The sequence below is a fragment of the Streptomyces sp. yr375 genome (assembly GCF_900110755.1).
GTDB lineage: Bacteria > Actinomycetota > Actinomycetes > Streptomycetales > Streptomycetaceae > Streptomyces.
The window spans coordinates 1-17,058 of sequence record NZ_FOFF01000006.1 but is presented as its reverse complement, the minus strand read 5'-3'; the positions used below and the strand labels follow the sequence as shown (position 1 = coordinate 17,058).

Genomic DNA, 17,058 nt, shown 5'->3' with positions numbered 1-17,058 from the left:
TCCTGACCAATGTCCATCCCGTTACGGCTCCGTAAAAGCACCCTCGCATCGGCGAGGATGGCCCTATGACGAAGATCGAACCGATCGAGCCGATCGGAGCGGTGCGCGAACGCGTCCTCGGGACCCTGCGGCAGGAGATCATCTCGGGCCGGCTGCGCCCCGGCGACCGGCTCGTCGAACGCGAGCTGGCCGACCGCTTCGACGTCTCCCGGGTTCCGGTCCGGGAGGCCATCCGGGCCCTGGTCGCCGAGGGCTTCGTCCTGTTCGAGACCCCGCGCCGTACGGTCGTGCGGCGGCTGAGCCCCACCGACGTGAAGGAACTCTTCGAGCTGCGCGAGGCGTTGGAGGTGTACGCGGCCGGACTGGCCGCCACCCGCGCGACCCCGGAGGACCTCGCGGAACTACGGGAACTGCTGGCGAGCGCGACGAGCGCCACCGAAGCCGGGGACGCCGAGGCGATCACCGCCGTCAACACCCGCTTCCACGACCGCCTCCTCGCCATGGCCGGCAACACCCTGCTGATCTCCGTCATGGAACCGGTCGGCGGCCGCCTGCAATGGCTCACCCGACGCAACGAGGAATGGCCCCAACTCCTCACCGAACACCAGGACCTCTACGACGCCATCGCCTCCGGCGACCCCGAGCGCGCCCGCGCCCACGCCCTGAGCCACGTACAGGCCAACTACCGCTCCACGGTGCGGCACCTTTTCGAGCCCCCGTCCGAAGCCTCGCCCGAGTCACTCTCCGAAGCCCCGGCCACACAGGCATCCGCACCGGCATCTGCACAGCCGTCCGCCTAGACTCCGCCGACCTTTCGGACAGACGCTCGGCAGACGTCCGACACCGGCTGGACGACGGATACGGGACGGAGCGAACGAACCCGGGCGGGCTCGGCGTCGGTGCCGGCGGGCGCCGCCACCGACGCACCGCACGCCCCCGGACTCGCCGGGACGTCAACACCGCCCACCAGGTCTCGTCCCAACCGATCACCGCGGCCCGCACCGCCTGACCGAGCCGGTGTCAGCGCCATGTCAGCGCCGGTGTCAGCGCCGGGCGTACCCGTCGGTGGCCGCGACCAGCGCCTCCCTCACACCCGGTGCCCCCGCGTCGTGCCCGGCCTCGCTCACGACCACCAACTCACAGTCGGGCCAGGCGTGTTGGAGCTGCCAGACGGTGCCGAGGAGGTTGCCGAAGTCGAGGCTGCCCTGCACGAGGGTGCCGGGGACGCCCTTGAGGAGGTGCGCGTCGCGCAGCACCGCGCCCTCCCCGTCCAGGAATTGGCCGTTGCCCCAGTAGTGGGTGACCGTACGGGCGAAGCCCATCCGGAACTCCGGGTCCTCGAACCGCTGGACGGACCGCGGCGGTGCCGGAATGATCGCCGTCTCCCAGTCGGTCCACGCCCGCGCCCGCACCCCGGGATCGGGCGACTCGAGCAGCCTGTTGTACGCGGCGGCCAGGTTGCCGTCCCGCGCCGCGCCCTCCGGCAACCCCGCCAAAAACCGCTCGAACGCCTCCGGGAACACCTTCCCCAACCCCCTGGTCAACAGCTCGACTTCGGCCTCGGACCCCGTCGCGACCCCGGTCAGCACCAGCTCGCTCACCACCCCGGGATACGTCTGCGCGTACCGCAACCCCAGCACCGACCCCCACGACACGCCCCACACCAGCCACCGCCCGATCCCCAACCGCCGCCGCAACGACTCCAGATCGGCCAGCAGCCGCGCCGTCGTGTTGACGCTCATGTCAGTGCCGTACGCACTCGCGTGCGGGGTGGACCGCCCACACCCGCGCTGGTCGAGCAGCACGATCCGGTACGCGGCGGGGTCGAACAACCGCCGGAAATACGGTGTGCACCCGGAGCCCGGCCCCCCGTGCAACACCAGCGCGGGCTTGCCCCGCGGGTTCCCGCAGGTCTCCCAATACACGCGATTACCGTCCCCGACATCAAGCATGCCGTGGTCGTACGGTTCGATCTCCGGATACAGGCTCATCCCGGCACCGTACGACCCCCGCCCCGCCGTCACCACGTCGATTCCCGGCTCACAGGCTCACCGGCTCACAGCAGCCCCGCCGCCCCCGCAGCCGTACGCAGCACATCCCGCAGCATCTCGGGGGTGAGGCGGCCGGTGAAGGTGTTGCGCTGGCTGACATGAAAACAGCCGAAGACGTCAAGGCCGCGCCCCTGCCTCTGTCTCTGTCCCTGCCCCTGTCCCTGGCCGGCGTCCGGACCCGCGAGCCGCACCCGCGCCCCGTGCGCGAAGGCGGGCCGCGGCCGGGGCACCGTCCAGCCCGCCTCGGCGAACGCGGGCAGCGCGGCCTGCCAGCCGAACGCGCCGAGCACGACGACCGCGCGCAGCGTCGGCCGCAGCAGCCGCAACTCCCGCACGAGCCAGGGCCGACAGGCGTCCCGCTCGCCGGGGGTGGGTTTGTTGGCGGGCGGCGCGCAGTGCACGGGCGAGGTGATGCGCACGCCGTACAGTTCCAGCCCGTCGTCGGCGGAGACGGAGGTGGGGTGCGAGGCGAGCCCCACGTCGTACATGGCCTGGTACAGCACGTCCCCGGAACGGTCTCCGGTGAACATACGCCCCGTACGGTTCCCACCGTGCGCGGCCGGTGCGAGCCCGACGATCAGCAGCCGGGCATCGGGCGGCCCGAACCCGGGCACGGGCCGCCCCCAGTACGTCCAGTCGGCAAAGGCCGCCCGCTTGGTACGAGCCACCTTTTCACGCCAGTCCACCAACCGAGGACAAGCCCCACACCCCGCGACCTGCCGATCCAGCTCGGCGAGGGCGACAGCGCGGGCGAGCGCGGGGGCGGCCCCGGAGGAGGCGTCGGGAACAGCAGGAACGTCGGGGACGGCCATTCCTCCAGCGTAAGACCGAGCCAGACGAATCCCCGGGGGAGGGGCCCTCCCCCCCTCCCCCTCCCTCCGCCTACTCCTCCCCCGGCACCGCCCTCACCCAGATCCGGTCCTCCGTCAGATACCGGTCGACCCTCAGGCCGGCCTCCTTCAGTGCCTCCTCGAACTGGTGCTTGGTCAGCGGGCGGGAGCGGAATGTCTGGGTCCAGACGGCGTCCGGGAATTCGTACTCCGCGCGCACCGAGTGGACGCCGTTCTGGACGGGACCGGCGGAGACTATCCGTACGGTGAAGCCGCTGGGGTCGATGCGTTCGCGTGGCAGGTCGGAGTGGTAGTTCTCGCCCTCTCGTTGGATCAGGACGCACCCGCCCTTCACGAGGTGTCGTGCGCAGGCGCGCAGCATTCTTCGCCGTAGCTCGATGTCCGCGTTGTGCACGAGGAAGGACGCGAGCATGACCACGTCGAATGTCTCTCCCAGGTCGAGATCCTCGACCGGGCTGCATATCGTGCGCGCCCCACGGACGCGCTCCAGCATGTCGGCGGACTCGTCCACCGCTGTGACCGTGAACCCCCGTTCCAGCAGGGCGTGGGTGACTCGCCCGACTCCGCTGCCAAGCTCCAGGATGTGCGCGCCGGCGGGCACCGCCGCGGAGATGACGTCCGGTTCGTCCCCCACTGGCAGGCGGGAGTAGAACTCGACCGCGCAGCCGTCCGGAGTGATCGCACCGGGGCCCGTTCCCTCGTATCCCTCTCGCATTTCTGGTCGCATGCCCGTTCAACGGCCCGCCCGTGTCCGGCAGTTCCGCATCTCCATCGGTTCACTCGTTCGAGGGATCGCCGCTGTGTTCGAGCAGGTGCGGACGCTGTCGGAGTCGCCGGGCGGACGGCGTCGCGGAGCCTGTCGGAACGCCTCTGGAGAAGGTCCGGACCGAGGAGTACGTTGCAAGGAGGAGCGGTGATCGGGATGCGTACGGGCAGTGAGCCGACGACAGCGCGCAGCGCGCTGAGGCTGCGTCTGTGGCTGACCCTGTGGGGACTGGCCTGGGCGATCTTCGGGACGGCCGTGTTCGCCCTGGTGGGCCGCCCGGGGTGGGCGGTGGCGTGCGGGGTGCTGTGGCTGGTGGCCACCGTCGATCTGATGATGATCCTCAAGCACATCCGGCAGGGCCCCCACTATCAGCCGGGCCCCGACATCCCACCGTATCTGCCGCCTGAGCACCGTCCCCCGTGACGATCAGCCCTGGCAACCAACCCTGCCGGTCAGCCCCTGGCGAGTGCCGTCCGTCACCGCCCGCGCGGCGTCCTCAGGTCTCGAAGCGGGCGGCCTTCAGGTACTCCGGGTTGGGGTCCAGTGCCGCGGCCAGCCGGAAGTGGCGTTTGGCCTGGTCGCCGCGGCCCTGCCGCTCGTAGGTGCGGGCGAGCGCGAAGTGCGCGAACGCGTTGTCCGGCTCCCGCTCCAGGACGATGGTGAACTCCAGCTCGGCAGGCCGTAGTTGCGCGGCGGCGAAGAAGGCACGGGCGCGCAGCAGCCGGGCGGCGGTGTTCTCGGGGTGCGCGGCGATGACTCCGTCGAGCAGCTTCACCGCGCCCCGCGGGTCCCGTGCGGCGAGCAGTTGCTCGGCGGCACGGAAGTCGATGACATGTGTCTCCGGAGTACGTCCGGTGGAACCTGCGGTATCGGGCACGGAAAAATCCTTCCCTTGCTCGGACGGTTCAACGCACGGGGCGCGGGCCGCTATTCCGGGGAGCTCTCGCCCGGCGCGCGCCCCTCGCGCACGAGGCCGGCCCATACGTCCCGCACGCGCTGTCGCAGCTCTGCCAGCGGTACGTCGTTGTCGATCACGATGTCCGCGATCTCCCGGCGCTGCTCGCGGGTCGCCTGGGCGGCCATACGCGCGCGTGCGTCGTCCTCGGTCATGCCGCGCAGCCGGACGAGCCGGTCGAGTTGGGTGTCGGGGGCGGCGTCGACGACGATCACGACGTCGTACAGGGCGGCGAGGCCGTTCTCGGTGAGGAGGGGGACGTCGTGGACGACGACGGCGTCCTCGGGGGCGGCGGCCTCCAGGGCGCGGGAGCGGGCGCCGACGAGGGGGTGCACGATCGAGTTGAGGAGCGCCAGTTTCCCGGGGTCGGCGAAGACGATCGAGCCCAGCCGGGGGCGGTCGAGGCTGCCGTCCGGGGCGAGCACGTCCTCGCCGAAGGCGTCGACGACCGCCGCGAGCCCGGGGGTTCCGGGCGCGACGACCTCACGCGCGATGCGGTCCGCGTCGATGAGTACGGCTCCGCACTCGACGAGCAGCCGCGACACCTCGCTCTTGCCGGCGCCGATCCCGCCGGTCAGGCCCACCTTCAGCATGAGCGGAAGCTTAGGGCCTGCCGGTGACAATGCACCCGGCAGGCCCTGTGGACTGTGCCTTCGGGCTGCTCAGCCCTCGCCCTCGCGCTCCGCGAGGAACCGCTCGAATTCCAGCCCGATCTCGTCGGCCGACGGGATGTCGACGGGTTCGGCGAGCATGTTGCCGCGGGTCTCGGCGCCGGCGGCGGCGTCGTACTGGTGCTCCAGGCCCTGGACGAGGGAGGTGAGCTCGTCGTCGCCTTCCTGGATCTGGCGCTCGATCTCGGTCTGCGTACGGTGTGCGTCCGTGCGCAGGGCGTGGGCGATGCCCGGCAGGACCAGGCCGGTCGCCGCCGTGATCGCCTCCAGGACGGTCAGCGCGGCGTCCGGGTACGTCGAGCGGGCGATGTAGTGCGGGACGTGCGCGGCGACGCCCAGGATGTCGTGGCCGGCCTCCATGAGGCGGTACTCCACGAGCGACTCGGCGCTGCCGGGGACCTGTGCCTCGTCGAAGGGGCTGCGGTGGCCCGGCATGAGGTCGGTGCGGTTGCCGTGCGGGGTGAGGCCGACGGGGCGGGTGTGCGGGACGCCCATGGGGATGCCGTGGAAGTTCACCGAGAGCCGGACGCCGAGCCGCTCCACGATCTGCTTGACGGCGACGGCGAAGCGCTCCCATTCGACGTCCGGCTCGGGGCCGGACAGCAGCAGGAACGGCGCGCCGGTGGTGTCCTGCACGAGCCGCACCTCGATGGCCGGCTCCTCGTACTCGGTCCACCGGTCGCGCTTGAAGGTCAGCAGCGGGCGGCGGGCGCGGTAGTCCACGAGCCGGTCGTGGTCGAAGCGGGCGACGAGTTGGTGGGGCAGCGAGTCGAGGAGCCGGTCGACGATCTGCTCACCTGTCTCGCCCGCGTCGATGTATCCGTCGAAGTGGTAGAGCATGACAAGTCCGGCCGACTCCTGCGCGAGCGCCATGTCGACGACTGCCAGGCCTTTCGGCTCCCATGCGTACAAACCCTGCGGATCAAGCACTTGGACCGCTCCCCTCGTCTTCCTACTGCACAACGCACCCGGGGACGTAGGCATTCCCACTCCACCCCCCAAGATCACCCAACCAACCGGGGCGCCTGCTCAAGGAACGTCAGGCCCAACTCCCTAAGGGGCGCGGGGAACTGCGCGACCAGCCCCACTCACCCGCAGCCGACCGACAACCCAACCCCCGGACAACACTGAGGGCCCGCACCTAAAAGGTGCGGGCCCTCAACTACCGGCTAAGCCTCAGCGGCAGCGTTCAGCTCTGGCCCCCGGCCAGCTTCTCGCGCAGCGCGGCAAGCGCCTCGTCCGAAGCCAGGGCACCGGAGGTGTCCGCGCCCTCGGAGGAGTACGAACCGCCACCGCCGGTGGACGCGGCCGGAGCCGCACCCGCGGCGTCGCCGCCTTCGGCGGCAGCGGCCTCGTCCGCCTCGCGGGACTTGATGACCTGGGCCTGGTGCTGCTCGAAGCGCGTCTGCGCCTCGGCGTACTGGCCCTCCCACGCCTCGCGCTGGGTCTCGTAGCCCTCGAGCCAGTCGTTGGTCTCGGGGTCGAAGCCCTCGGGGTAGATGTAGTTGCCCTGGTCGTCGTAGGACGCGGCCATGCCGTACAGGGTTGGGTCGAACTCGACCGAGGCCGGGTCGGCACCGAAGGACTCGTTGGCCTGCTTCAGCGAGAGGCTGATGCGGCGGCGCTCGAGGTCGATGTCGATGACCTTGACGAAGATCTCGTCGTTGACCTGGACGACCTGCTCCGGGATCTCCACGTGGCGCTCGGCCAGCTCGGAGATGTGGACCAGACCCTCGATGCCCTCGTCCACGCGGACGAACGCACCGAACGGGACCAGCTTCGTGACCTTGCCGGGCACGACCTGGCCGATCTGGTGGGTGCGGGCGAACTGCTGCCACGGGTCTTCCTGGGTCGCCTTCAGCGACAGGGAGACGCGCTCGCGGTCCATGTCGACGTCGAGGACCTCGACCGTGACCTCCTGGCCGACCTCGACGACCTCGGAGGGGTGGTCGATGTGCTTCCAGGACAGCTCGGAGACGTGGACCAGACCGTCGACGCCACCCAGGTCCACGAAGGCACCGAAGTTGACGATCGAGGAGACGACGCCGGAGCGGACCTGACCCTTCTGGAGGGTCGTGAGGAACGTCTGGCGGACCTCGGACTGGGTCTGCTCCAGCCAGGCACGGCGGGACAGGACCACGTTGTTGCGGTTCTTGTCCAGCTCGATGATCTTGGCCTCGAGCTCCTTGCCCACGTAGGGCTGGAGGTCGCGGACACGGCGCATCTCGACGAGAGAAGCCGGCAGGAAGCCTCGGAGGCCGATGTCGAGGATGAGTCCACCCTTGACGACCTCGATGACGGTACCGGTGACGATGCCGTCTTCTTCCTTGATCTTCTCGATCGTGCCCCAGGCACGCTCGTACTGAGCGCGCTTCTTGGACAGGATGAGACGGCCTTCCTTGTCCTCCTTCTGGAGGACAAGGGCCTCGATCTCATCGCCCACGGCGACGACCTCGTTGGGGTCGACGTCGTGCTTGATGGAGAGCTCGCGGCTCGGGATGACGCCTTCGGTCTTGTAACCGATGTCGAGCAGGACCTCGTCCCGGTCGACCTTCACGATGACGCCGTCGACGATGTCGCCGTCGTTGAAGTACTTGATCGTCTCGTCGATCGCGGCGAGGAAAGCTTCCTCGTTACCGATGTCGTTGACCGCTACCTGCGGCGTGGTAGAGGTGGTCTCGGTGCTGCTCGTCATGTGGGAAAGGGCTCCGGTTACGGACAGAAAGTCGTAGGTACTGCTACGCCGGGAGCCCGTGTCGCTCTGAAGAAGGCCGGACAGCTTAGGAAGTACCCCACCGGGATGGTGTGGCACCTCGAGAACCGAGGGGACAAACAACAGATGCGAGCGCAGCCTGCTAGGTCTGAGGTGCGCAGGCCCGCAGCGCAACTTGTAGCATACGGGGGCAGCCGGGCAGGGTCAATGCGCGAAGGCGCACACCCGGGGCGGATCACCGCATACCCGGCACACAACCTTTCTCCCGGGGCCGCAAAGGCCGCAGGAAGCCCCTCCGAAACTCCGGTGACACCTCGGTGGCACCGTCGGGCGGGGTTGGACGGAAGAGCCGCAGACTAATACGAGGGAGCCGATCATCCAAGAGCCCGCATCGTCCGAGCAGGTCCCCGAGCCGGCCCTCGAGCCGGAGGCCACCCGACGTGAGGCCGACGTCGCCGAGAGTTCCCGGGCCAACCGGGGCTGGTGGGACCGCAACGCGGACGAATACCAGATCGAGCACGGCACCTTCCTCGGCGACGACCGCTTCGTGTGGGGTCCCGAGGGCCTGGACGAGGTGGAGGCCGAGCTGCTCGGCCCGCCGGAGGACCTGAAGGGCAGGGCGGTCCTGGAGATCGGCGCCGGCGCGGCCCAGTGCGCGCGCTGGCTGGCCGCGCAGGGCGCGCGTCCGGTCGCCCTGGACCTCTCCCACCGCCAGCTCCAGCACGCGCTGCGGATCGGCGGCGCGTTCCCCCTGGTGTGCGCCGACGCGGGCGCGCTGCCCTTCGCGGACGGCTCCTTCGACCTGGCCTGCTCGGCGTACGGGGCGCTGCCCTTCGTCGCCGATCCGGTGCTGGTCCTGAAGGAGGTGCGGCGGGTGCTGCGCCCGGGCGGCCGGTTCGTGTTCTCGGTGACCCACCCGATCCGTTGGGCGTTCCCGGACGAGCCGGGTCCCGAGGGTCTGTCGGTGTCCTCGTCGTACTTCGACCGCACCCCTTATGTCGAGCAGGACGACGAGGGCCGCGCGGTGTACGTGGAGCACCACCGGACGCTCGGCGACCGGGTCCGCGACATCGTGGCGGGCGGTTTCCGGCTGGTGGACCTGGTCGAGCCGGAGTGGCCGGCCTGGAACTCCTCGGAGTGGGGCGGCTGGTCCCCCCTGCGCGGGAACCTGATCCCGGGGACGGCCGTCTTCGTCTGCGAGCGGGACTAGTCCGTAGTTCTCGCGCACGCGCGCGTGGGGCGGGTTTTCGGGGGCGTACGACACTAGGGGCGTGATCCCCCGTTACGACGCTCTCGACGTGCTGCCCGTGCGGGCCGCCCTGCCCGCTCTGCACGACGCGCTGGAGGGGCACGGCGCCGCCGTCCTGGCCGCGCCGCCCGGCACCGGCAAGACGACGCTGGTGCCGCTCGCGCTGGCCGGGCTGCTGGGCGAGGGGCCCGCGCGGCGGGTGGTGGTGGCGGAGCCGCGGCGGATCGCGGCGCGGGCGGCGGCCCGGCGGATGGCGTGGCTGCTGGGCGAGAAGGCCGGGGAGAGCGTCGGGTACACCGTGCGCGGGGAGCGGGTGGTGGGGCGCCACACGCGCGTGGAGGTCGTCACGACCGGTGTGCTGTTGCAGCGGCTCCAGCGCGACCAGGAGCTGGCGGGCGTCGACGTGGTGGTGCTGGACGAGTGCCATGAGCGGCATCTCGACGCGGACACCTCGGCCGCCTTCCTGTGGGACGTGCGCGCGACGCTGCGGCCCGAGCTGCGACTGGTGGCCGCGTCGGCGACGACGGACACGGCGGGGTGGGCGCGGCTGCTGGGCGGGGCGCCGGTGGTGGCGGCCCGGGGTACCGCCTTCGACGTCGAGGTGGTCTGGGCGCCGCCGGCCCGTGCCGTACGGCCGCCGCACGGGATGCGGGTGGATCCCGTACTGCTGACGCATGTGGCGGCGGTGGTGCGGCGGGCGCTGGCCGAGCGGGCGGGGGACGTGTTGTGTTTCCTGCCGGGGGTCGGGGAGATCGCGCGGGTCGCGGGGCAGCTCGGGGACCTGCGCGGGGTGGATGTGCTCCAGGTGCACGGGCGGGCGCCGGCGGCCGTGCAGGACGCGGTGCTGGCGCCGGCCGCGCGGCGCCGGGTGGTGCTCGCGACGTCGGTGGCGGAGTCCTCGCTGACCGTGCCCGGGGTGCGGGTGGTCGTCGACTCGGGGCTGGCCCGGGAGCCGCGGGTGGATCACGCGCGCGGGTTGAGCGCGCTGGCGACGGTGCGGGCCTCGCAGGCGGCGGGGCGACAGCGGGCGGGGCGGGCCGGGCGGGAGGCGCCGGGGGCGGTGTACCGGTGCTGGGCGGAGGCCGAGGACGCCCGTCTGGCGCCGTTCCCGGCTCCGGAGATCAAGGTGGCCGACCTGACCGCGTTCGCCCTCCAGGCGGCCTGCTGGGGCGATCCGGACGCCTCCGGGCTGGCGTTGCTGGATCCGCCGCCGGGCGGGGCGATGGCGGCGGCGCGGTCGCTGCTGACGGCGATCGGCGCGGTGGACTCCGCCGGGCGGGCCACCGGACGGGGGGCGCGGCTGGCGAGGCTGGGCCTGCACCCGCGGCTGGGGCGGGCGTTGCTGGACGGGGCCGCGCTGGTGGGGGCGGAGCGGGCCGTCGAGGTGGTCGCGCTGCTCAGCGAGGAGGCTCCGCGGGAGTACGGCGACGATCTGGCCGCCGCTCTGCGCATGGCCCGGCGCGGGGGTGACGCCTATGGCGCGCGGTGGCGGGCGGAGGTTCGGCGGCTGCGGGCCGTCGTCTCCGGGGACGTGTCCGGCCCTCCCTCTGGTGGGTCCGTGCCGGTGGGCGTGGACGGTGACGGTCTCGTGGGTCTCGTCGTCGCCCTGGCCTTCCCGGAGCGGATCGCCAGGCTCGACGGTGGTTCCTATCTCATGGTCTCCGGGACCCGGGCCGAGGTCCGGGACGGCACCGGGCTGCGCGGTGCGCCCTGGCTCGCCGTCGCCGTCGCCGACCGGCCCGTCGGGAAGGGGCACGCGCGCGTGCAGCTCGCGGCGGTCGTGGACGAGGAGGTCGCCCGGCTGGCCGCCGGTGTGCTGCACGACGAGCGGGACGAGGTGCACTGGGCCGACGGGGACGTCGTCGCGCGGCGGGTCGAGCGGCTGGGGGCCGTGGAGTTGGCGGTGCGGCCGCTGCGGGACGCCGACGCCGTACTCGTACGCGGGGCGTTGCTCGAAGGGCTGGCGAAGGACGGGCTGGGGTTGCTGCGGTGGTCGGCCGAGGCGGGCGGGCTGCGGCAGCGGCTGGCTTTTCTGCGGCTGCGGCTCGGGGAGCCGTGGCCCGACGTCGGTGACGCGTCGCTGCACGCGCGCGTGGACGAATGGCTGGAGCCCGAGCTGAGCCGCGCGCGGCGGCGGAGCGACCTGGGGCGGATCGACGCCGGGCAGGCGCTGACGCGGCTGCTGCCGTGGGCCTCCGGGGAGGCGGGCCGGCTGGACGAGCTGGCGCCGGAGCGGATCGCCGTCCCCAGTGGGTCCAGGATCCGGATCGACTACGCCGACCCGCAGCAGCCGGTGCTCGCGGTGAAGTTGCAGGAGATGTTCGGGTTGCAGGAGTCGCCGCGGGTGGCGGGGGTGCCGCTGCTCGTGCATCTGCTCTCGCCCGCCGGGCGACCCGCGGCCGTCACCGCCGACCTCGCCTCCTTCTGGAGGGACGGCTACCAGGGGGTGCGGGCGGAGTTGCGCGGCCGGTATCCGAAGCATCCCTGGCCCGAGGATCCGGCCGGCGCCGAGCCCACCCGGTACACCAACGCGCGCCTCAGGCGCTGACGGTTCAAACGGCACGGGTTCAGGCGCTGACCGGCTGTGGTCGGGCGGGTTCGGTGGGGGCGTCCGGGCGCGCGGGGCGGCGGGCGCGGGCCTCCAGGCCGAGGGAGAGGGCCAGCAGCAGGGCGCTCAGCAGGAGGAGGCCCCAGGGGAGGTAGGACGTCAGGAGCAGGACCAGGGTGCGGTTGGACTTGACGACGGACAGGGTGTGCTCGATGTAGTCCTCGCGCATCTTCACGTGCCCGGCGAACGCGGTGACCTTGGCGCGGCCGCCGAGCAGGGAGCCGCCGCGCAGTTCCTCCCGGTGGATCTCCTCGCCGTAGACGGGCGCTCCGGTGACCGGTTCGACCCAGAACCTGCGGACCGTGGTGTACCAGCGGGTGGTGCCGGTCCTGGCGACGGTCTCGGGGGTGATGCCGGCGACGGGCATCGTCCTGGGCAGGGCGACCTCGGTCCAGGGGACGGTCTGCTCGAAGTAGTAGACCGTCAGGCCGCGGAAGGTCCGGGTGCCCTGGTAGTGGATGGGGGCGCTGGTGCGGGTCTGCGCGTCGAAGTACTCGTAGTCCCGTTTCTGCGTCAGGAACGGCCACTTGAACTCGATGCCCGTCCGGCGGACCGGGTCGCCGTCGACCGTCTCGCCAGTGGCGTGCACGGGTTCCTGGGTGTGGGCGTCGAAGATGTAGCGCTCGGGCACCTTGGAGACCATCTTGCCGTCGGGCCCCTGGACGTAGGACAGGCCGTCCCAGACGACGACGTCCCGGCCGGCCGTCTTCTCGATCTTCTCGGAGGCTGCCACGTCCCCCTTGAGGGTCTGCACGATGGTGACCTCGGGGACCGTGCGGGCGGTCATGGTGCCGTAGTCGAGGAGGGTGGCGTTCTTCGCCTCCAGGACCATGGTCTGGTACTCGTTCGCGGGGATCTTGGCCAGGCGCGGGAAGGCGTACCAGCGCAGCAGCGGGGACAGCGCCGCGCAGCACACGGCGAGGGCGAGCAGGATCAGGCCGGCCTTGCGGCGCATCTCGGCCTCCTCTTCTCCTTGTTCGTCCGAGGCGGGCGGACCGGAACCGTCACGGGTGCGCGGGGACCGTCGTCAGCAGGGGCTTCGGGGAGGTCCTGCCGGTGGGCGTGCCCACCGCGGTGAGCGTGAGGACCAGGGCGAGCGCGACGGCGAGGCCGGTCGCGGCGGCGATCAGGGCACGCATACGGGCCTCCCGGAGCTGACAGGTCGTCAGGTGCGGCACGGTAGCAACGGGTGGGCGAGATGAGAACACGTCGCACACGACGGCGGCGCCCCTTCGCGAGGAAGGGGCGCCGCCGTCGTCGTACGGGTTACGGATTGCGGGTTACGCGGTGGGCGTCGTCGACTCCGACGCGGTGGGCGTCGGGCTCGGCGACGAGGACGCCGAGCCGGAGCCGGTGCCGGGGTCCGAGGCGGCCGCCGTGACGGTCAGTTCGAGCGTCAGGGTCGCGCCGCCCGTGGTGGTGACGCGGAGCAGGTAGGTGCCGGCGGTGTCGTCCGCGTACAGCTTGGGCAGTTGCAGCAGGCCGTTCGCGTCCGTCTGCAGAGCCAGGGTGCGGACCGGGGCGCCGGTGATCGCGTCCTTGAAGTAGGGGCCCTTGTCGTTCTCGGTCGAGTCGTCGGCCGACTTGATCAGGGTGGCGGTGGCCGCGACCTTGTCCGCGACGGCGCCCTTGTACGTGGCCTTCAGCTCGACCTGGTCGGCGAACTCGCCGCCGACGGTGCAGGTCAGCGCGGTCTGGCTGGTGCGGGCGAGGGTGTCGGCGGCGCGGGCGGTGACGGTGGCCGCGTAGTCGAGGGGGGTGAGCGTGCGGCCGAGGACCGTGGCGCGGACGGTGAACGCGCCGGTCTTCTCGCCCGCCACGAGTGCGGGCGCGAGCGCGACGCCCTTGGTGTCGGTGGCGATCGTGGCGACGCTCTCGCCGCCGGTGAAGGTGGCGTCGGTGTCGCCGACGATGCTGAAGCGGATCCTGACCTTGGCGACGGTCTTGCCGGCCGCGGTCTCCGCGCGGGCGCTGATCCGGTCGGTGTACGTGTCGCCCGCCATGGCGGTGACGGTCACCGCGCCCGCGGCCTCCAGGTGGTCGACCGTCTGGGTCGGCGTGGGGGCCGGCGTCGGAGGGGTCGGCTTGTTGGGCGGGGCCGGCGTGCTCGGCACCGACGGCTTGGTGGGCTTCTCGGGGGTGCTGGGAGTGCTCGGGGTGCCGGGCGTCGACGGAACGGAGGGCGTGGACGGCGTGGTGGGCATGGTGCTCGTGCCGTCGTCGCTGCGGTTGCCCGGCACGGTGCCGGTGCCGTCGGCGACCTCGTGCGTGCCCTTGCGGTAGTACTCCAGCCACGACAGGACGGTGTTGAGGTAGTCCGTCGAGTTGTTGTAGCTGAGGATCGCTCTGCGCATCCCGGACGTGGTGGCCATGTCCCAGTCGTAGCGGCACAGGTAGTGGCCGGCGGCGAGCGCGGCGTCGTAGATGTTGTTGGGGTCCTTCTTGCCGTCGGCGTTGCCGTCGCGGCCCGCCCAGGCCCAGGTCGACGGGATGAACTGCATGGGGCCGACGGCGCGGTCGTGGGTGGTGTCGCCGTCGTAGGCGCCGTTGTCGGTGTCGCTGATGTTGGCGAAGCCCACGCCGTTGAGGACCGGCCCGAGGATCGGCGTGACGGTCGTGCCGTCCGCGGTGACGTCGCCGCCGCGGGCCTGGCCCGACTCGACCTTGCCGATGGCGGCGAGGAGTTGCCAGGGCAGGTTGCAGCCCGGCTTGGACCGCGCGAGTTCCGTCTCGGCCTTCTTGTAGGCGTCCAGGACGGTCGCGGGTATGCCGGCCTCGGCGGTGCCGGTGGCGACCGGGGTGGTGGCGGAGCTCTCGCTCGGGGCGGGGTTCGGGCTGTTCAGCGGCGGCAGGTCCGTGTAGTACGGCGAGTTGCCGGTGGCGCTGTCACCCGTTCCCGTGCTCGCGTCGGCGGACGGGGTGTCGGCGGCGGTCTGTCTGCCGTGGCCGTCGGCCGTGACGTCCGGTGCCTGGGACGCGGCGAGAGCCGCGACCGCCAGTGCGGCCACGGTCGTGTTGACCGCTCCCTTGCGCAGTCTCGTACCGAAATGCGCCGACATGAAGTGAAATCCTCCGCTACCGCTGATGTCGTTGTCACTGCTGCGACTGCTGTCACCGTTGCGACCGTTGCCACTGGTGTGACGGTCAACCCGCCCCGAGGGTTGCACTCATGGGCGGTTTGCGCCGTTCCGTCACCTTGTGCCAAGCGCTTTCCGGGCACGGCGGCCCAGGCGACCCTACGACAACTTCTTTTGCACCGGCACCCGTTCGGGCGTCGTTTTCACGGGCCGGCCATGTGCCGTTCGGCCGGGAACCAGGCCCGGCACACTGGACGTCGTTGATCACCGGGCCGGCCGGCCCGCCAACATCCGCCCCCGGGAGTCCCGTTGCCGTTCACCCTGAGTCACGCAGCGGCCGTGCTGCCCGCCGTGCGCGCCGACGGAACCGGCCGCGGACCGCTGGTGCCGGCCGTCCTCGTGGCGGGTTCGTTCGCACCCGACATGACGTATTACGCGGCGAGCGTCCTGTCCGGGGCCATGGAGTTCGGCGACGTCACACACTCCTTCGCCGGGGTGTTCACGGTCGACGTGCTCGTCGCCTGGGCGCTGGTGGGCCTCTGGCTGCTGGTGCGCGAGCCGCTGGTGGCGCTGCTGCCACGGACCCGGCAGGGCCGGACGGCCGCCCTGACCCGCTGCGGAGCGCCACGCGCGCGTGTACGGCCGTCCGTCGTCCTGTGGTGGTACGTCTCCGCCGCGCTCGGCGCGCTGACGCACGTGGTGTGGGACGCGTTCACGCACCTCGACCGCTGGGGCATGCGGCTGTTCCCCGTCCTCGGCGAGCGGATCGCCGGCTCACCGCTGTACTGGTACCTGCAGTACGGGGGTTCGGCCGTGGCCGCGGTCGTGATCGCCGCGTTCCTGGCGTACGCGCTGCGCCGGGCGCCCGCCGGTGCGCCGCTGGGGGTCCCCGTGCTGTCGGTGCGGGACCGGTGGTGGGCGTGTGCCGTGATCGGCGGCTGTGCGCTGGTCGCGGCGGTGCGGCGGGCGACACGGTGGTGGGACTACTGGGGCGCGCGGGACGCGAAGCCGTGGGAGCTCGTCCCGACGCTGTGCTTCGGGGCGGGCGCGGGGCTGGTGCTCGGGGTGCTGCTGTACGCCGTCGGCGTACGGCTGTGGCGTCCGGCCGCCCGGGGTACGTCCGCCGGGCGGCCGAGGACGGCGGAGGTCAGCGGGGAGCGGAGCCGTCCGGGCGTCCGGTGAGGGGTGTCACGGTCGCCACGGAGACGGGGACGACCGGGACGACCGGGAGGACGCGGATACGGCGGGCCGTACGGATACGGGGTCGGGGGAGCCGGTCGAGGGCGCCGAGGGCGAGGGCCAGGTAGCCGCGTACCGCCTCGGTCCACGGGCGCCAGATGTCGCCCCGGGGCACGAACCGGAGAACGAACCGGGGGACGAGGCGGCGCAGTCGGGCGGCGACCGTGCGAAGGGCCCTGCGGAGGGCCGTACGGACGGCTGTGGCGGGGCTTCGCGGGATGCGGGGAGTGTCGGCGGAGGGTGCGAGGGCGGGGCGCGGTCGCGTCCAGGGAGCCGTGCCGGGGGCGAAGTGCGTGAGCGCGGTCGCCGTGGCGTGAACGCGTGCGGTGGCCGTCCGGCGGTGGTGCATGCGTATACCCATGGCGGCATCCTGGCGGGCGGGGCCGGGCGGAGGCCTGTTCTTAGGGGCCACGCGGGTGAGGGCCCTTCGGGGGATGACCGGGGGTGACGGAGGGGCACGCGGAAAGCCCCGCGGAACGCCATGCGGAGGGGCGGCGGACGGGGCGGCTCCTCTCGGGGTACGGCGAGACACGCGAAGGGGCCCCTGCCGCTCCCCTTGGGTTCTGACGGTCCTCGCAACACCCGCGATCTGTGGGAGTTGCGAGGACCGTGGCCGTTGGACGCGATGATGTTTCGGGGTTGAGGGAGCGTTTCCTTGCGCGGCTGGATGCTGTGGGGAACGTGACCGTGGTGGCGCGCGAGCTGGGGGTGAACCGGAACACTGCCTTCGGCTGGGCTCGGAAGGCCGGACGGAGCTCGGTGCGCGTGTCGCGGCGGCATCCCGGGCGCGACGAGTACGAGCGGCTTCGGGCCGCCGGTGTCGCACGCCGGGTGGCGGCCAGGCAGGTCGGCGTGAACGAGCGCACGGCCAAGGACTG

At 72.0% G+C, this 17,058-nt stretch carries 16 protein-coding genes and 1 pseudogene; 6 read left to right on the top strand and 11 right to left on the bottom strand.

Annotated features, from left to right (window positions below; all coding sequences use genetic code 11):
- Window positions 1-65: 65 nt before the first annotated feature.
- On the top strand, window positions 66-800 hold the full coding sequence (locus BMZ82_RS08705; protein WP_256251821.1) for a GntR family transcriptional regulator: 735 nt from the start codon (window positions 66-68) through the stop codon (window positions 798-800).
- Window positions 801-1,043: 243 nt separating this feature from the next.
- On the opposite strand, the gene pip is transcribed toward BMZ82_RS08705, so the two are convergent.
- The 3 genes from pip to BMZ82_RS08690 all read right to left on the bottom strand — a co-directional run bounded on the left by pip (window position 1,044) and on the right by BMZ82_RS08690 (window position 3,617).
- Window positions 1,044-1,991, bottom strand: coding sequence for a prolyl aminopeptidase (pip, locus tag BMZ82_RS08700; protein ID WP_093773831.1), 948 nt, complete (start codon window positions 1,989-1,991; stop codon window positions 1,044-1,046).
- A gap of 65 nt (window positions 1,992-2,056) precedes the next feature.
- A complete protein-coding gene (locus BMZ82_RS08695; protein WP_093773462.1) occupies window positions 2,057-2,863 on the bottom strand; it encodes a uracil-DNA glycosylase in 807 nt (268 codons plus the stop codon).
- Window positions 2,864-2,933: 70 nt separating this feature from the next.
- Window positions 2,934-3,617: a class I SAM-dependent methyltransferase gene (locus BMZ82_RS08690; protein WP_093773460.1), complete on the bottom strand. Its 684-nt coding sequence runs from the start codon at window positions 3,615-3,617 to the stop codon at window positions 2,934-2,936.
- Window positions 3,618-3,824: 207 nt separating this feature from the next.
- Between BMZ82_RS08690 and BMZ82_RS08685 the strand changes: the two genes are divergently transcribed.
- Window positions 3,825-4,091 carry a DUF6343 family protein gene (locus BMZ82_RS08685; protein WP_093773829.1) on the top strand — a complete coding sequence of 89 codons (267 nt, stop codon included), beginning with the start codon at window positions 3,825-3,827 and terminating at the stop codon, window positions 4,089-4,091.
- Between the two features lie 73 nt (window positions 4,092-4,164).
- Here the strand turns inward: BMZ82_RS08685 and BMZ82_RS08680 are convergent, their stop codons facing one another.
- The 4 genes from BMZ82_RS08680 to rpsA all read right to left on the bottom strand — a co-directional run bounded on the left by BMZ82_RS08680 (window position 4,165) and on the right by rpsA (window position 7,989).
- The gene (locus tag BMZ82_RS08680) at window positions 4,165-4,545 is read right to left on the bottom strand and encodes a tetratricopeptide repeat protein (protein ID WP_093773458.1); all 381 of its coding nucleotides are present in this window, start codon (window positions 4,543-4,545) and stop codon (window positions 4,165-4,167) included.
- 50 nt (window positions 4,546-4,595) lie between these two features.
- Complete coding sequence (coaE, locus tag BMZ82_RS08675) at window positions 4,596-5,216, bottom strand: dephospho-CoA kinase (protein ID WP_093773457.1); 621 nt, start codon at window positions 5,214-5,216, stop codon at window positions 4,596-4,598.
- Window positions 5,217-5,285: 69 nt separating this feature from the next.
- Window positions 5,286-6,224 carry a PAC2 family protein gene (locus BMZ82_RS08670; protein WP_093773455.1) on the bottom strand — a complete coding sequence of 313 codons (939 nt, stop codon included), beginning with the start codon at window positions 6,222-6,224 and terminating at the stop codon, window positions 5,286-5,288.
- A gap of 259 nt (window positions 6,225-6,483) precedes the next feature.
- The gene (gene rpsA, locus BMZ82_RS08665; RefSeq protein ID WP_093773453.1) at window positions 6,484-7,989 is read right to left on the bottom strand and encodes a 30S ribosomal protein S1; all 1,506 of its coding nucleotides are present in this window, start codon (window positions 7,987-7,989) and stop codon (window positions 6,484-6,486) included.
- A 391-nt stretch (window positions 7,990-8,380) separates the two neighbouring features.
- On the opposite strand from rpsA, the gene BMZ82_RS08660 reads away from it, so the two are divergent.
- Together BMZ82_RS08660 and hrpB are read left to right on the top strand one after the other, a co-directional pair.
- Window positions 8,381-9,217: a class I SAM-dependent methyltransferase gene (locus BMZ82_RS08660; RefSeq protein WP_177244441.1), complete on the top strand. Its 837-nt coding sequence runs from the start codon at window positions 8,381-8,383 to the stop codon at window positions 9,215-9,217.
- Window positions 9,218-9,281: 64 nt separating this feature from the next.
- Window positions 9,282-11,804, top strand: a complete 2,523-nt coding sequence (gene hrpB / locus BMZ82_RS08655; protein ID WP_093773827.1) for an ATP-dependent helicase HrpB — start codon at window positions 9,282-9,284, stop codon at window positions 11,802-11,804.
- Window positions 11,805-11,823: 19 nt separating this feature from the next.
- Here the strand turns inward: hrpB and BMZ82_RS08650 are convergent, their stop codons facing one another.
- The 3 genes from BMZ82_RS08650 to BMZ82_RS08645 form a co-directional block, all read right to left on the bottom strand.
- Window positions 11,824-12,819 carry a cell envelope lipid trafficking protein PgfA gene (locus BMZ82_RS08650; RefSeq protein ID WP_093773451.1) on the bottom strand — a complete coding sequence of 332 codons (996 nt, stop codon included), beginning with the start codon at window positions 12,817-12,819 and terminating at the stop codon, window positions 11,824-11,826.
- A 49-nt stretch (window positions 12,820-12,868) separates the two neighbouring features.
- On the bottom strand, window positions 12,869-13,003 hold the full coding sequence (locus tag BMZ82_RS39260) for an SPW_0924 family protein (protein ID WP_107487646.1): 135 nt from the start codon (window positions 13,001-13,003) through the stop codon (window positions 12,869-12,871).
- Between the two features lie 141 nt (window positions 13,004-13,144).
- Window positions 13,145-14,923, bottom strand: coding sequence for a lytic transglycosylase domain-containing protein (locus BMZ82_RS08645; RefSeq protein ID WP_093773450.1), 1,779 nt, complete (start codon window positions 14,921-14,923; stop codon window positions 13,145-13,147).
- Window positions 14,924-15,250: 327 nt separating this feature from the next.
- Here BMZ82_RS08645 and BMZ82_RS08640 point away from each other — a divergent pair, with 327 nt between their 5' ends.
- A complete protein-coding gene (locus BMZ82_RS08640) occupies window positions 15,251-16,123 on the top strand; it encodes a DUF4184 family protein (protein WP_256251820.1) in 873 nt (290 codons plus the stop codon).
- Here the strand turns inward: BMZ82_RS08640 and BMZ82_RS08635 are convergent.
- Entirely contained in the window at window positions 16,089-16,541 is a 453-nt protein-coding gene (locus BMZ82_RS08635) for a hypothetical protein (protein ID WP_143098839.1), read from the bottom strand. The genes BMZ82_RS08640 and BMZ82_RS08635 overlap by 35 nt on opposite strands.
- Window positions 16,542-16,861: 320 nt before the next feature.
- Here BMZ82_RS08635 and BMZ82_RS41190 point away from each other — a divergent pair.
- Window positions 16,862-17,058, top strand: a pseudogene (locus BMZ82_RS41190) (IS30 family transposase); the annotation flags it as partial.

Bases quoted from the DNA above. Each gene is read 5' to 3' on its own strand.
- BMZ82_RS08645 (WP_093773450.1), bottom strand. From the start codon at position 14,923: ATGTCGGCGCATTTCGGTACGAGACTGCGCAAGGGAGCGGTCAACACG.
- BMZ82_RS08685 (WP_093773829.1), top strand. From the start codon at position 3,825: ATGCGTACGGGCAGTGAGCCGACGACAGCGCGCAGCGCGCTGAGGCTG.
- BMZ82_RS08635 (WP_143098839.1), bottom strand. From the start codon at position 16,541: ATGGGTATACGCATGCACCACCGCCGGACGGCCACCGCACGCGTTCAC.
- coaE (WP_093773457.1), bottom strand. From the start codon at position 5,216: ATGCTGAAGGTGGGCCTGACCGGCGGGATCGGCGCCGGCAAGAGCGAG.
- pip (WP_093773831.1), bottom strand. From the start codon at position 1,991: ATGAGCCTGTATCCGGAGATCGAACCGTACGACCACGGCATGCTTGAT.
- BMZ82_RS39260 (WP_107487646.1), bottom strand. From the start codon at position 13,003: ATGCGTGCCCTGATCGCCGCCGCGACCGGCCTCGCCGTCGCGCTCGCC.
- BMZ82_RS08705 (WP_256251821.1), top strand. From the start codon at position 66: ATGACGAAGATCGAACCGATCGAGCCGATCGGAGCGGTGCGCGAACGC.
- BMZ82_RS08650 (WP_093773451.1), bottom strand. From the start codon at position 12,819: ATGCGCCGCAAGGCCGGCCTGATCCTGCTCGCCCTCGCCGTGTGCTGC.
- rpsA (WP_093773453.1), bottom strand. From the start codon at position 7,989: ATGACGAGCAGCACCGAGACCACCTCTACCACGCCGCAGGTAGCGGTC.
- BMZ82_RS08695 (WP_093773462.1), bottom strand. From the start codon at position 2,863: ATGGCCGTCCCCGACGTTCCTGCTGTTCCCGACGCCTCCTCCGGGGCC.
- BMZ82_RS08690 (WP_093773460.1), bottom strand. From the start codon at position 3,617: ATGCGAGAGGGATACGAGGGAACGGGCCCCGGTGCGATCACTCCGGAC.